Genomic DNA, 14,266 nt, shown 5'->3' on the forward strand with positions numbered 1-14,266 from the left:
CTCCTGCGGAGGAGACGGGACAACGGATCCGCCGCCCCCGCCCCCGCCACCCGCACCGGTGGCACCGGTGGCCGTCGGCTCGATCCCGGCGCAGGTCCTCACCGCGGGACAGACGGTGACCGTGGATGTGACGCCATTCTTCAGCGACCCGGATGGGGGCACCCTGACCTACACCGCTTCATCGTCAGCCCCGGCTGCGCTGTCCGTCTCGATCTCCGGCAGCAACCTGACGGTGGAGGCGGTGGCGCCGGGCACGGCGACGGTGACGGTGACGGCCACGGACCCGGACGGTCTGACGGCGACGCAGAGTGTCGAGGTGACGGTAGAGGCGGCCAACCAGGCGCCGGAGGCGGTGGGGACGATCCCCGCGCAGACGACGACGGCCGGCCAGACGGCGACCGTGGACGTGTCGCCCTTCTTCAGCGACCCTGACGGGGACGATCTGACGTACACGGCGGAGTCGAGCGACACGGACGCGGTGACGGTCAGCATATCGGGGAGCAGCCTGACGGTGGCGGCGGTGGCGCCGGGTACGGCGACGGTGACGGTGACGGCGTCCGATCCGGACGGCCTGACCGCGACGCAGAGCGCGGAGGTGACCGTAGAGGCGGCCAACCAGGCGCCCGAGGCGGTGGGGACGATCCCCGCTCAGACGATGACGGCCGGCCAGACGGCGACCGTGGACGTGTCTTCGTTCTTCAGCGATCCCGACGGGGACGAGCTGACGTACACGGCGGAGTCGAGCGACACGGACGCGGTGACGGTCAGCATATCGGGGAGCAGCCTGACGGTGACGGCCGTGTCGGAGGGAACGGCGACGGTGACGGTGACGGCGTCCGACCCGGACGGTCTGACGGCGACGCAGAGCGCCGAGGTGACGGTCGCGGCGGCGAACCAGGCGCCCGAGGCGGTGGGGACGATCCCCGCTCAGACGATGACGGCCGGCCGGACGGCGACCGTGGACGTGTCTTCGTTCTTCAGCGATCCGGACGGTGACGATCTGACGTACGCGGCGGAGTCGAGCAACACGGACGCGGTGACGGTCAGCATATCGGGGAGCAGCCTGACGGTGACGGCCGTGTCGGAGGGAACGGCGACGGTGACGGTGACGGCGTCCGACCCGGACGGTCTGACCGCGACGCAGAGCGCCGAGGTGACGGTCGAGGCGGCGAACCAGGCGCCCGAGGCGGTGGGGACGATCCCCGCGCAGACGATCACGGCCGGCCGGACGGCGACCGTGGAGGTGTCTTCGTTCTTCAGCGATCCGGACGGGGACGACCTGACGTACGCGGCGGAGTCGAGCAACACGGACGCGGTGACGGTCAGCATATCGGGGAGCGGCCTGACGGTGACGGCCGTGGCGGCGGGTACGGCGACGGTGACGGTGACGGCGGCGGACTCGGACGGTCTGACGGCGACGCAGAGCGCCGAGGTGACGGTCGAGGCGGCGAACCAGGCACCCGAGGCGGTGGGGACGATCCCCGCGCAGACGATCACGGCCGGCCGGACGGCGACCGTGGATGTGTCGCCGTTCTTCAGCGATCCGGACGGTGACGACCTGACGTACGCGGCGGAGTCGAGCCACACGGCCGCGGTGACGGTCAGCCTCTCGGGGAGCGGCCTGACGGTGACGGCCGTGGCTGCGGGTGCGGCGACGGTGACGGTGACGGCGTCCGACCCGGATGGCCTGACGGCGACGCAGAGTGCCGAGGTGACGGTCGAGGCGGCCAACCAGGCGCCCGAGGCGGTGGGGACGATTCCCTCGCAGACGATGACCGAGGGCGACGCCGTGACGCTGGACGTGTCCTCCTTCTTCAGCGACCCGGAAGGAGAGGACCTGACGTACGCGGCGGAGTCGAGCAACACGGACGCGGTGACGGTCAGCCTCTCGGGGAGCAGCCTGACGGTGATGGCCGTGGCGGCGGGTACGGCGACGGTGACGGTGACGGCGTCCGACCCGGATGGCCTGACCGCGACGCAGAGCGCCGAGGTGACGGTCGAGGCGGGCAACCGGGCGCCCGAGGCGTTGGGGACGATTCCCGCCCAGACGGTGAAGCAGTTCGACGCCGTGACCGTGAACATGTTCTGGTTCTTCAGGGATCCGGACGATGACGAGCTGACATACGCGGCGGAGTCGAGCAACACGGCGGCGGTGACGGTCAGCATGGAGGGCAGCGTCCTGACGTTGACGGTGGTGGCGGCGGGGACGGCGACGGTGACGGTGACCGCGTCGGATCCGGACGGCTTGACGACGACTCAGAACGTGGAGGTCATCGCCGAGGAGGGCGGCGGATTCAGGGACCACTTCGACACCGCCGCCAGTCTGGACGACTGGGACCTCTACAGATCCACGGCTGAGGTGTTCGACGGGGTTCTGTACGTGACGCCGGACGGCACTGGGGATATCGGAACGGCGGATCGCGTGTTTGACGCCCCGGTGACGGACTGGAAGGTCGGCGTGAGCATGGCCCGAGGCACAGCCGGCGAGGGCGTGGTCGCGTGGTTTGTGATGGGCCACCCCCGGTTCCGCTTCTGGAGGTTGTCAATCGGGCCGTTCGGAGAAAACAACTACTTCCTGCATGTGTGGGATCGAGAGAGCGCAAACGAAGAGAAGTACGTGCTGATAACGAATCTCTCCGGCCACTCGGATGCGATCACCGATGAGGTGAACGAATTCACGGAGATGACTCTCCTGCACCGGAACGGACAGTTCGCCCTCCTCGCGGGAGGCGTGGAACTGTTCAGACTGAACAGCGCGAACCAGACGTTCAGGGGTGCTGACCTGGACCACATGCTCGAAAGCGTGGAGACAATCTGGCTCGGGGCCGTTAGCGAGGGGACGGCATCCTTCGATTGGGCGTATGCGAGTGGCACGGAGATCAGCGCGAGCGCGGCGAACCCGGCGGGGCCGCCACCCATGGGCGCCTCTCCGCGTCTTCCGGAAGGCGCGAAACAGGCGCGGCCGGGGAACCTGACCGACACTCTCCGTCCCGGGAAGGGTCGATAGGCGGGCCATGATGGCATGCACCTCGGGTGTGCCCCGGCGATCCTTCGGCTCCTGGCGCGGGCGTGTGGCGGCGACGCTCGGTGCTCTCCTGGCGGTCCTCTCCTGTGGCGACGATACGGGCACGCCAGGGCCCACGACACCTACCCAGCCGACGGCGTTCGTGCCCGCGAGGGTCACGCTTGAGCCGGCGGAGGTCAACGTCGTGGCGGGCGATACGGTCCGCGTAAAGGCGACCGTCTACAACGATCGCGCGCAGCCGATCTCCGATGCCGCGGTGACGTGGACGAGCGGCGAGCCCACGATCGCCACCGTCGACGCGACGGGGCTCGTGACCGGCCTGAAGGCGGGCAACGCGAGCCTCGCCGCCACGTCGGGGCCGGCCGCGGCGACCGCCCCCGTCACCGTGCGAAGCCTGGATCGGGCGACGCTCATCGACCTGTACAACGGCGCCTCCGGCGCAGACTGGACCAACCATCGGAACTGGGCCTCGGACGAGCCGATCGGAAGCTGGCACGGCGTCGTGGCGAATGCGGAGTCCCGCGTGACGGCGCTGCAGCTGAGCGACAACGGGCTCAAGGGGCAGCTCCCGGAGAACCTCGGGGACCTGGCCTTCCTCACCGAACTGCGGTTGGACGGCAACGCGGGACTCTCCGGTCCGATCCCGTTTTCGCTCTCGGAGTTGGGCATCCAGACGCTCCACCATGGCGGCACGAAGCTGTGCACGGTGCGGGACGAAGGGTTCCGGGCGTGGCTGAACGCCATCCCGACGCGCGACGGCGAGTTCATCGCATGTAACGAGGACCGTGAAGACCTCATGAGGCTCTACGAGGCGATGGGCGGCGAGGGCTGGTCGAACTCGAGAAACTGGGGGACCGACGCGTCACTCGAGGACTGGGCCGGCATCGCGCTCGACCCGACCACCGGGCGGGTGGCGGGGATGAACCTCAGCCGCAACAACCTCACCGGAGAGATCCCTCCGGAGATCCAGTACTTCGAGCACCTGGAATTCCTGCGCCTGGACTACAACCGGCTCGAAGGCGAAATCCCGCCGGAGATCGGCGAACTCACCGAATTGGTGCGGTTGGATCTCGACGGGAACAACTTCACCGGCCAGATCCCGCCGGAAATCGGGGACCTCGGGAAGCTGGTAGTGCTCTGGCTGGGCGCTGGCGGACTCACCGGCCCCATCCCGCCCGAGCTGGGCAACCTCCGAAGACTCCAGGAACTCCGTTTGTATAAGGCCCGATTCGAAGGTTCGATTCCGGAGGAGTTGGGGAACCTGACCCAGCTGCGAGTACTGGAGATCTCGGATACCGGCATCGACGGTCCCCTTCCGGAGAGTCTGGGACGGCTCAGAAACCTCATGGAGCTCTACATCTACAGGACCGGTCTGACGGGCCCCCTTCCCGCGGCGCTTGGCAAGATGAGACGCCTGGCGCTGCTCGTGCTCTCCGCCAACGAGATCGATGGACCCCTCCCCGCGGATTTCGGTGACGCCAGCGCGCTCTTCAAAGTGTGGCTGCATGACAATCCCGAGCTGTCCGGCCCTCTGCCCGAGAGCATGACGCAGCTCGAGCGAATCTTCGAACTGCGCGCGGACGGCACCGGACTGTGCATGCCCCGGACGCCCACCTTCCGAACCTGGCTGGAATCGGCTCTCGTGAAGTACCGGATGCGTCTGTGTGGAGCGGAAGCGCACGCGGAGGCCTATCTGACGCAGGCTGCGCAGTCGCGCGAATACCCTGTCCCCCTCGTCGCCGGAGAGAGCGCGTTCCTGCGCGTCTTCGTGATGACCGAGCACGAGACCGCGGCAACGATCCCTCCCGTCCGGGCGACGTTCTTCCGGGACGGCGGGGAGGTGCACGTGGAGAACATCCCCGCCGGTTCGTCCGCAGTTCCGGTGGAGGTGCGGGAGGGCGAACTCGACCTGTCGGCCAACGCCCTGATCCCGGCCGAGGTGATTCAGCCCGGACTGGAGATGGTCGTCGAGGTTGACCCCGATGGCACGCTCGATCCCGATCTCGGTGTGTCGAAGCGCATCCCCGAGAGCGGGCGGGTGGCAGTGGATGTCAGGGAAGTACCCCCCCTCTATCTCACCCTGATTCCGTTTGTCTCGACGACGGACAACGACCGCGCGGCCGCGGAGTTCGTCAGTACCGCCGACCCGGACGACGAGATCTTCTGGCATGCGCGCAACCTGCTCCCGGTCGCCGACTTCGAAATCACCACACACGAGCCCGTCACGGTCGACACGGACGCCATCGACCAAATCCTGTCCGACGTGGGACGAATCCGGCAGATGGAGGAAGGGATCGGATACTGGATGGGTCTGATCCCGAACCCCTCGGGTGGCAGAGGCATTGCGTACCTTCCGTTCTCCACCGGCAGACGTGCGTTCCGGGGAAAGACCAGCGTCTCGGTGTTGGACGCGGAAGTGATCGCGCACGAACTCGGACACAACATGAGCCTGCTCCATGCGGGCTGCGGAGATCCCGCCGCCGTGGACCCGATGTTCCCCTATGAGAGCGGGCGGACCGGAGTCTGGGGATACGACCCGCGGGATGGCGGGTCACTCGTCCCTCCCGACCGGGCGGACCTGATGAGCTACTGCGACCCCGTCTGGATCAGCGACTATTTCTTCCTGAACGCGGTGCGTTGGCGGTTCATGGATCCGCTGGAGGTTCGGGGGCCTCAGGCGCGCAGGGTGCTCCTCGTCTCCGGCAGGGCCGCCCCGGATGGGTCGCTCCATCTCGATCCCGCCTTTGTCGCCCAAGCGCCGCCGTTCGTCCCGTACGTCTCCGGTCCGTACACCTTGAGCGGGAGGCGGGCCGATGGAAGCGAGTTGTTCTCGGCGAGCTTCGAGATGGCGGAGATCCTGGACGGGGACGGGGGGTCCGGGTTCACCTTCGCGCTTCCGGTGCAGTCCGAGTGGGAATCGGAACTGGTGAGCCTCGCACTCTCCGGACCGGGCGGTACGGTCGAGATCCGGGAGGGAAGCACACCGCCGATGGCGATCATGCGCGACCCCGCGACGGGCCAGGTGCGCGCCATCCTCCGCAACCTTCCGTCGGGTCCGCTTGCGCGCAGCGAGGCGGAGTCGCGCGCTCCCGAGTCGGGGCTGGAGGTGCTGGTGAGCAGCGGGCTCCCCGGCGCGGAGGCCTGGCGGCGATGATTCAAGGTTGAGGCCGGGGCTTGTCTCCAGTGGCGATGGTGTGAAGCCGCCCCCGCCCCCGCCCGGTGTTGCGCAAGCCTTCGCGGCCGCACTCGGTGTCCTGCTGTTGGTGCTGATCGGGGCGTGCCGGCGCGAAATCGATCCGGTCGGTCCGTCCGCCACTCGCGCGCCTGCGCCGGCGACGATACCTGCCACCGGCACGGCGATCCGCGTGAGTCCGAAGACGGTCGCGTTCTTCTCCCGGACCGGAGATCCGGATCGGGAGCTTGAATTCGAGGCCCGGTTGTTGGATGCCGCCGGGGAACCGGTGGACGCGACAGCCGTGAGCTGGACCGTAGCCGCCGGGGGCGAGGGAGCGGGACTTCGGGTCACCGGCACCGCCCTGTCGGCGGACACGCACACGTCCGTGGCCAACGTGAGTTCCGGCAGCCCGGGGCGGGGTTCCGTACTCGCCAGCGCGGGTCCCGTGTCGGGCCGCGCGACGCTCAGGCACTGGCACTGGCTCGACGGCGCCCTGCGCGGGCCGAACTGGGGCCTGCCGGGCCAGGTCCACTGTCTCGATGTCGATCTTGCCGCTACGGACGCTCAGGGAGCGGCCGTGCGGCTCGACGAGTTCGACGGCCTGTTCGTGGTTTCGCTGAACGACGGAGTGGCGGTCGTCGATTCCCTGAACTTCTCCGGCGACGGCGCCTCGGCGCGGCTCTGCACGACCGGTCGTTCGGCCGGCACCACCGTGATAGGGGTCGTTGCCTGGGACACGACCTCGTTCAGCTACGTGGGGCAATACACCGACTACCACGTGATCGAGGCACCGGTGACGGTGGCGTTCGGCGCCGATCGCTGGGAGTTGGGTATCGGGCAGTCGGCCCGCGCATCGGTAACGCTGCGAGACAATCGCGGCGCAACGGTGCCCCTGCGGCCGGAATGGCTGGATTCGTTCGGAATCGACGACGCATCCGTGGCCGCGATGGAGGACGGGCGGCTCAAGGGGATCTCCGCGGGCTCGACCACGCTACGCGTCGACTATCTCGGGCAGGAGGTCAGCAGGGCGGTGGATGTGTTCACCGTCGTGGATTGGCGCTTCAACGCGGATATCGCCTGCGTCCTGTTGCAGCAGGGCTCGCTGCGGTGCTGGGGCGATCGGGGCAGGGCCCTGTGGGGCTACGGCCAAGCCCGCTCGGATCTCGTGGGGCCGACGATGGTCGGCGACCTGCCGCTTGGCGGACCGGCCGTCCAGCTCCGCGGTGCATTCCAGTGGGAATGCGCGCGCATGGCGGCGGGTGACGTGCGGTGCTGGGGGGCATCCGGCGGAGGAGTACTCGGGTACGGCAACCGTCGCGCGATCGGCGACGACGAGACGCCCGCGGCCGCGGGTCCGGTGCCCGTCGGCGGCGGAACCGCCGCGGATCTCGGCGGTGGCGATGATTTCACGTGCGCGGTCTTCGACTCCGGACGGGTTCGCTGCTGGGGAAACAACCATGCGGGTCAACTGGGCCTGGGACACCAGCGGGAACTCGTGGTGGGCGACAACGAAACCTCCGACGCGACGGGTGACGTGGTTCTGGGGGGCCATGCCGTCCAGGTCGTGGGGGGACGGTACAGCGCGTGCGCCTTGCTCGACACGGGCAAAGTGCGGTGCTGGGGTTACAACGGCGAGGCATGGAATCACGTCACCGGAAGATCCAGAGGGCTGAACCTGGGTCTCGGATACGGCGGGCGGGACATGCGTGAACCCATCGGCGACGACGAGACGCCGGAGTCGATGGGCGACCTGCCCCTTCCAGGCAGAGCCACCAAGCTCGCGGCAGGCGGTTACCACGTCTGCGCCATCATGGAGGGCGGGGAAGTCAGGTGCTGGGGGCGTAACTCTCATGGCGCTCTGGGCCACGGGTGGGGGCCGGGACTCAGCATCGGTGACGATGAGTCGGTTGCCCAGACGATCCCGCTCTTCTTTCCTTCGCCCGTCGTAGACATCGCGGCGGGGTATTGGCACAACTGCGCCCTGACGGAGGCGGGGTCGGTGTGGTGTTGGGGTCGCAATGCAAGCGGGCAACTCGGCCTCCCCGGGTGGGAGAGGATCGGAGACAATGAGCCCGCAATGGCGGCGGGCCCGGTCGATGTGGGCGGCCCGGTGGAACGGATCTTCGCCTTCGCGGACGGCACCTGTGCGGTCGTCCGAGGCGGCGGGCTGCGATGTTGGGGATACAACGGCGGGATTCTCGGCTACGAATTCAGCAGCAACATCGGCCGCAGTCAAACCCCCGCTTCCGTTGGCGACATTACGCTGTTCCCGGGCGCCATCCTCGAGGACAGCCACGGCGCGTCGGGTCCGCCGCCGGAACAGGCCGCACCCGATGCGGTCCGGTCCGTGATGATGGCGCCCGCCTCCCGATATGCGGAGTGGCTGGGTCCACTGGCCGGGCCGCGCGGCGTCATCCTCCTGGATTCGCTGCCCGCGATCTCGCCTCGCGTGACCGACCTGTCACGTCGGATCAACGCGAGTTCCCGGGACGGCGGATCGTGACGATGCAAGACACGGACCAAACCGGTCGGACGCTCGCCGGAGGCGTCGTCCTTGCCTCTCTCCTCGCCCTGGCGTCCGCCTGTGGGGGGGATAACGGAACCGGACCCGTTCCGGTCCCGCCTCCACCGCCTCCGCCGCCTCCGCCGCCTCCGCCAATGGCGGCCGCGGTCGCGGTTATGCCGGCCAGCGCTTCCTTCACCTCGCTCGGAGACACGGTCCACCTGACGGCCAGCGTGACGGACCAATACGGGCAGCGCTTCACTGCTACGGTCACGTGGGAGAGCGAGGCCCCCACCGTGGTCACCGTCGATGCGGGAGGCGTAGCGATGTCGACGGGGAACGGTTCCGGCACGGTCCGCGCCTCGGTCGGGGAGGTGAGCGGCACGGCCGAGGCGACGGTGCGCCAGGAGGCGGCCGAGCTCACGATAGAGCCTTCCTCGATCACATTCTCGAGCCTTGGCGACACGGCTGTGGTGGTGGTGGTGTCCGCGACGGACGCGAACGGCCACCCGGTGCCGGACCCCGCGGTGATCTGGGAGAGCAGCGCGCCTCATATCGTCGCGGTGGATTCGGCCGGCGTCGTCACGGCCGTGGCGCCAGGTAGCGCGCTCATCACCGCCACTTCCGGTGCAGCCAGCTTCAGCGTGACGGCGACCGTTGAGATCGAGACCGGCATATCGGTAACCGTGCTGGACACGACCCTTGTGCTGCCCGTCGCTGCGGGCGGTCTGCAGTGGACTCTCGAGACGGAAGAGACGCGCTGGCTGCCCGAACTGCCCGTGGCCACGGTCGAGCGCCGCGACAGCCCGCCGGGTCTCCTGATGCGGGTTCTCGGACCCGGCTGGGTGCGAGCGCGGGTCGATTTGGCTGGCGGGGGCTCCATCACGACCACAGTTGCGGTGGAGCCTCCCGATCCGTTCGTGCTGGAACTCAGACAGGACGACTGGCCGCGGGACGACGCCGTGACGGCCAGGGGATACGCGGTGGACCGCATCCCCTTTCCGGCCTTCCACGTATCGGGCGCAGGCGCGCTTCAGGCCGAAGGAGACAGCGTCGAGATGGTCTTCCGGCTCCCGCCGCTGCACGAAGGGCGGTGCGCCGGCAACCCCCTGTCGGCGGGCACCGTGGTCGTCCAGGGAATCGACGTGCGAGCCAACCCGGCCGTGAACCGCCTGGCCGGGCCGGTCGCGGCTCTGGAAGTGGGCGAGTCCTACCGTCTCAGCGGCCGGGAGGCGTGCCTGCGTCTCGTGGCGCCCCCGACCGCCCAGTACGTCCTGGCCGGGATGGAGCGGAGCACGATCGACGACACCCGCCTGCGTCCACTTGAGTGGCGCTACGGCGGCGGGGGACCCTACGAGATCGAAGTCATCGATCGCACGTCCGAACCCGCGCGCGACCGCGTGGCCGAGCCGGACGTTGAACCGGACGAGCCGTTCTTTGCGCTGCCCAGGATGCAATCAGCCGATTTCGCCGCGGCCACCGACCATGGAATCGATGACGCCACCACGCCGTGGAAGGTTGGTGATCGGATCGAACGGAGTGCCATCGACGGTCGTTCAGGCACTTTCGAGGTCGTCGGAGTGTATCCGCCAAACCTCGTACTCGCGGTCTTTGAACCGGACAGGGGAATCATATGGACCCCGAGGAAGGCCCGAGAGATGAATGAGGTAATGGAACGGCTCGCGTCGGACCGGATTCAGAATGTCTATCACACGATTTACGGTCCGTCGAGTCGTCCCCCGGCCAGCAACACCATCAACAACCAGCTCGTCATCATGTACAGCCGCGGAAACAACAACACCCCGGGGGGCCGCACGTCACACAACGTCATGAATGACGACCGGCGCACCACGCTCATTCATATTGCGGACTACAGCTGGAGCCTCCAGGCCTTCTTCCACGAGTTGGTGGCCCACGAGCTGGCTCATGCCTGGCAATTCGCCAACCTTCCCGGCTTCGTCGGCGTATGGAGCTCGGAAGGAATCGCCCATTTCGTCGCCGACGAGGTGAAGCGGGCGGCCTCGGGTACGCCGCTGGACGCGAACCTGGCCCCGAACAGATACTGGCTGGGGGTGGACCTCAACGTTCCCGACACCGGGGATTTCCTCTGGGGATACCAGGAGAGCGCCGACTATCTGAGGTTCCTGGTGAACCAGCTGATCTTCGGCCAGGGCATGGCCTATGAATCCGCCGTTCATGACGTCGTGGCGGGTTTCGCCGAAGGCTACTGGGGCCACTACTACACGCACTTCGGCAGTTGGCGGCGCACCCGGACAGGCCGCGGTCTCGTGGATCGAATGCGTGCGGAGATTCCAGGCTGGGATCCGGTGGATTCCCGACTCGACTGGATGGTCTCGTACGCCATTGACGACCGCGTGCAGTTGGCCAACTACGACATCCCCTTCGTGAGGAATGCGTGGGCGGCCTTCCCACCCCGGAGGACGTTCACGCTCGGGCGGGGACAAACGGGAGGAGGCGCCGCCGCGCTGGGCGGCCAGTTCTATTTCAGGATCGAGCACGCGAACCAGCCCGCGGGGAGCCTGCAACTGAGAGTTACGGCCGGAGACGCGGAGATGGAGTGGAAAGTTGTAAGATACCGGTAGCAGGTCGAAGGCCGAGGAAGACGACGTTCTCCCTGCGCTCGACGAAGCCGAGTTCGTGCAGGGCGTCGATCTGCTCGCGCTTGATCGAGGGCTGGAAGCTGAAGTCGAAGTCGGCCAGCGTCTTGAGCGCGGGCAGCCGGCTGGCGCGCATGGCGGTGGCGTCCGGGGCCACACGGGGGGGGACTCCCCACCGTTTATCAAGAGGCTCGAGTGCGATGGCGACGCCTTCCCCGGTCTGCGAACGGGGGCGAACACTGAGGATCGATCAGGCCGCATGCCGAACCCGCGCGTGATTGGCATCGTAGACGGTTTGCGTCCTGAGCATGGCGCGGGCGACGGCCAGGAGGCGGTCGGCGGCAGGCGTGCGATTTCGCGCCGGGCGTCGCGGAGTTGCCGTTGCGCGAGGCGGAGACGTTCCGAAGCGCCGCGGATGTGGGCCACGGCGGCCTCGGTCGGTCCTCAAGGCGTCGGCGAGCACCCGGGCGTCGCGGCTGTCGTCCTTCGCCCCGGCCGGGGAGAAGCGGTCGCGGAAGCGGTCGAGCTGCTTCGGGTTGACCGCGTACACCGGATAGCCGCGGTCCATGAGGCTCTCCACCACCGGGCCGTGCGGAACCTCGATCGCCACCGGCACCTCCCCGGCGGCGGCGCCCGTCCCCGCCACGATCCACTCGGCCATCTCCGCCAGCCCCGCCCCGCCATGGCGGAACGTCCGTTCGCGCCTCATCGCCCCGATGCCTGCCGGTCCCTGTACTGGCGCTCGATGGCGCAACTCCCCACTGGGCATCCATCACGGCTCCGGACGCGGGTACGAGTCCCCCCCAGGTGCTCGGCGGCACGGGGGGCGCCTGGTTACTCCGCGCCCGGTTCCGCCCATCTTGTACGCAGACCAACCATAACCGAGTGTGAACTTTGCAGAAAACGACTCGGAAAGAGTACAGGAGGCGCTCACCGTCTCGGTCCCCGACCTCCCCCCGGGGCGTCCGTCCCGTCCAGGCGGAGGCTGGCCGGATACTCCACTTCGGCGACGATATCCTGCGGGTGCCGATCCAGGTCGTGGACGACGCGGGCCGCGTCCTGCGAGTGATCTGCCGATTCCGACGCATGCCGTCCACCGTTACTTGCGCCGGGCGTCCGGCGAGTGCGGAGCATGGCAGGGGGAGCAGAGTGGGTAAGCGGCGCTGGATGACCTGATGTGAGGTGCCGTTCTTCCATCCTCGCGAGAGATCCTTGAGCGAGGAGGGAGACGGTGTCCCAGCAGAGGTTGTCCATGCGCAAGATTCGAGATGTTCTCCGGCTGAAGTACGGGCTGGGCCGGAGCCACCGGGAGATCGCCGGGATACTCGGGATCTCCCACAGCACGGTCGACGGCTACGTGCGGCGGGCGCGGGAGGCGGGGGTCTCCTGCCCGTTGCCGGAGGGGCTGGACGACGGAAGCCTCGATGCGGCGCTGTATCCGGCCCGTCCCCCCTCGCGCGTGCCGCGCCCGGAGCCGGACTGGGAGCGGGTGCACCGGGAGCTGGCGCGGCACAAGGGCGTGACGCTTCAGCTTCCGTGGCTGGAGTACCGCGAGGCCCATCCCGACGGCTACCAGTACAGCCGGTTCCGCGACCGGTACCGGCAGTGGCGCGGGCGGCTGGACGTGGTGCTGCGCCAGGTGTACCGGGCGGGCGAGAAGGCGTTCGTGGACTACGCGGGCCCGACGGTGAAGGTAACGGACCGCGAGACCGGCGAGATCCACCAGGCCAAGGTGTTCGTCGGGGTGCTGGCGGCGTCGAACTACACGTTCGCCGACCTGACGCCGAGCCGGTCGTTGCCGGACTGGACGGCTTCGCACGTGCGGATGTTCGAGTTCTGGGGCGGGGTGCCGGAACTCGTGGTTCCCGACAAGTCACGCTGAGTTCGGCTCCGAAGGCGGCCGTGGTCGTCAGCCTCAGCGCTCCGGCGACCGTGTCGGTCAGTCCCACCTCGGTGACGATCGATGCCAACGCCCTGGTGTCGGCGCCGATCACCGTAACGGCGGGTCACGACCGGAATGTGACCTCGGAGAAGGCCGTGATCACGGCCACCGCCTCGGGCGACGAGAACTACAGGGGTGCGACGGGCTCGGTCGCGGTCATGACCGCTGACGATGACTTCTCGTTGACGGCGACACCCTCGTCGGTGACCGAGAATACGCCCTTCGCCGATGCGTCGGCACGGCTCGTGACGATCACGGTGACGGCGCCCGCGGGTGGAACGGCCAGCACGAGCCCGGTCCAGCTGGGCGCCTCGGGTGCGGGCTACACGTTCCAGGAATACACGGAGGATGAGGCGTACACCGGGCAAGAGCAGACGCTACCTACGGCTACGCCAGTGGAGACCGATCCGCCCACGCTGGTGTCTTCCGTCAAGGTGTGGCTCGCCGCCGCCGACGACACCGCCGACGAAGATCCCCAGTTGATCCAGATCGGCGAGACGCCGGAAACTGAAGAGGCGCGGATCGAGCCTGTCATGATCACGATCATGGACGCCGATCCGGATGTCACCCTCTCGATCGACGCGGTCGACGAGGGCGCGGACGAGGTCACGATGACGATCACGGCCACGGCCGCCGGCGCGATGCCGGGCATCTTCGAGATTGGCGCGGATCGTTGGGCGATTCTGGCCGAAGACGGCACCGCGGCCAATCCCGTTCCGGATGGCTACGTTTTCACGGCGTCCGGGACGTTGACGATCGACCGTAATCAGACCGAGGGAACGGTGACCGTGACGGTGACCGTGCCCGAGGACGACGACAAGGACGACGGGTAACGGAGGAAGCTGATGGTCGGTTGGCCATGAAGGCCACCGTTTCCCGAGCAGCACAGAAAGGGCCCCGCGAACTCGCGGGGCCCTTTCTTTTTGTGCCTCGCAGTTTCTTCTGACGGAATCCGCTACATTCGGCAGGTGAGAGGGCCAGCGCCGCCTTCGATGCCGCGAGC

Annotated in this window: 7 protein-coding genes and 1 pseudogene; 6 read left to right on the top strand and 2 right to left on the bottom strand. The window is 68.2% G+C overall.

Features of this window, described 5'->3' with window-relative positions; translation table 11 throughout:
- Window positions 1–67: 67 nt before the first annotated feature.
- The 4 genes from ACPXY0_RS01440 (at window position 68) to ACPXY0_RS01455 (ending at window position 11,306) form a co-directional block, all read left to right on the top strand.
- Complete coding sequence (locus ACPXY0_RS01440) at window positions 68–3,007, top strand: Ig-like domain-containing protein (RefSeq protein WP_423927777.1); 2,940 nt, start codon at window positions 68–70, stop codon at window positions 3,005–3,007.
- Between the two features lie 160 nt (window positions 3,008–3,167).
- Window positions 3,168–6,179 (top strand): leucine-rich repeat domain-containing protein, encoded by a 3,012-nt coding sequence (locus tag ACPXY0_RS01445; protein WP_423927779.1) that lies wholly within the window; start codon window positions 3,168–3,170, stop codon window positions 6,177–6,179.
- Between the two features lie 211 nt (window positions 6,180–6,390).
- Window positions 6,391–8,703, top strand: a complete 2,313-nt coding sequence (locus tag ACPXY0_RS01450; RefSeq protein ID WP_423927781.1) for an RCC1 domain-containing protein — start codon at window positions 6,391–6,393, stop codon at window positions 8,701–8,703.
- Between the two features lie 176 nt (window positions 8,704–8,879).
- The gene (locus ACPXY0_RS01455; RefSeq protein WP_423927783.1) at window positions 8,880–11,306 is read left to right on the top strand and encodes an Ig-like domain-containing protein; all 2,427 of its coding nucleotides are present in this window, start codon (window positions 8,880–8,882) and stop codon (window positions 11,304–11,306) included.
- Here ACPXY0_RS01455 and ACPXY0_RS01460 read toward each other — a convergent pair.
- Window positions 11,257–11,457 carry an ATP-binding protein gene (locus ACPXY0_RS01460; RefSeq protein WP_423927785.1) on the bottom strand — a complete coding sequence of 67 codons (201 nt, stop codon included), beginning with the start codon at window positions 11,455–11,457 and terminating at the stop codon, window positions 11,257–11,259. The two genes, ACPXY0_RS01455 and ACPXY0_RS01460, sit on opposite strands and share 50 nt — an antisense overlap.
- A gap of 114 nt (window positions 11,458–11,571) precedes the next feature.
- A complete protein-coding gene (locus tag ACPXY0_RS01465; protein WP_423927787.1) occupies window positions 11,572–12,030 on the bottom strand; it encodes an IS110 family transposase in 459 nt (152 codons plus the stop codon).
- Window positions 12,031–12,573: 543 nt separating this feature from the next.
- On the opposite strand from ACPXY0_RS01465, the pseudogene ACPXY0_RS01470 reads away from it, so the two are divergent.
- Both ACPXY0_RS01470 and ACPXY0_RS01475 read left to right on the top strand, forming a co-directional pair.
- Window positions 12,574–13,200: pseudogene (locus tag ACPXY0_RS01470) on the top strand (sigma factor-like helix-turn-helix DNA-binding protein); the annotation flags it as partial.
- A gap of 23 nt (window positions 13,201–13,223) precedes the next feature.
- Complete coding sequence (locus ACPXY0_RS01475) at window positions 13,224–14,096, top strand: hypothetical protein (RefSeq protein ID WP_423927789.1); 873 nt, start codon at window positions 13,224–13,226, stop codon at window positions 14,094–14,096.
- Window positions 14,097–14,266: the final 170 nt, after the last annotated feature.

The organism is Candidatus Palauibacter sp. (assembly GCF_965237495.1).
Lineage (GTDB): Bacteria > Gemmatimonadota > Gemmatimonadetes > Palauibacterales > Palauibacteraceae > Palauibacter.

Bases quoted from the DNA above. Each gene is read 5' to 3' on its own strand.
- ACPXY0_RS01455 (WP_423927783.1), top strand. From the start codon at position 8,880: ATGCCGGCCAGCGCTTCCTTCACCTCGCTCGGAGACACGGTCCACCTG.
- ACPXY0_RS01460 (WP_423927785.1), bottom strand. From the start codon at position 11,457: ATGCGCGCCAGCCGGCTGCCCGCGCTCAAGACGCTGGCCGACTTCGAC.
- ACPXY0_RS01465 (WP_423927787.1), bottom strand. From the start codon at position 12,030: ATGAGGCGCGAACGGACGTTCCGCCATGGCGGGGCGGGGCTGGCGGAG.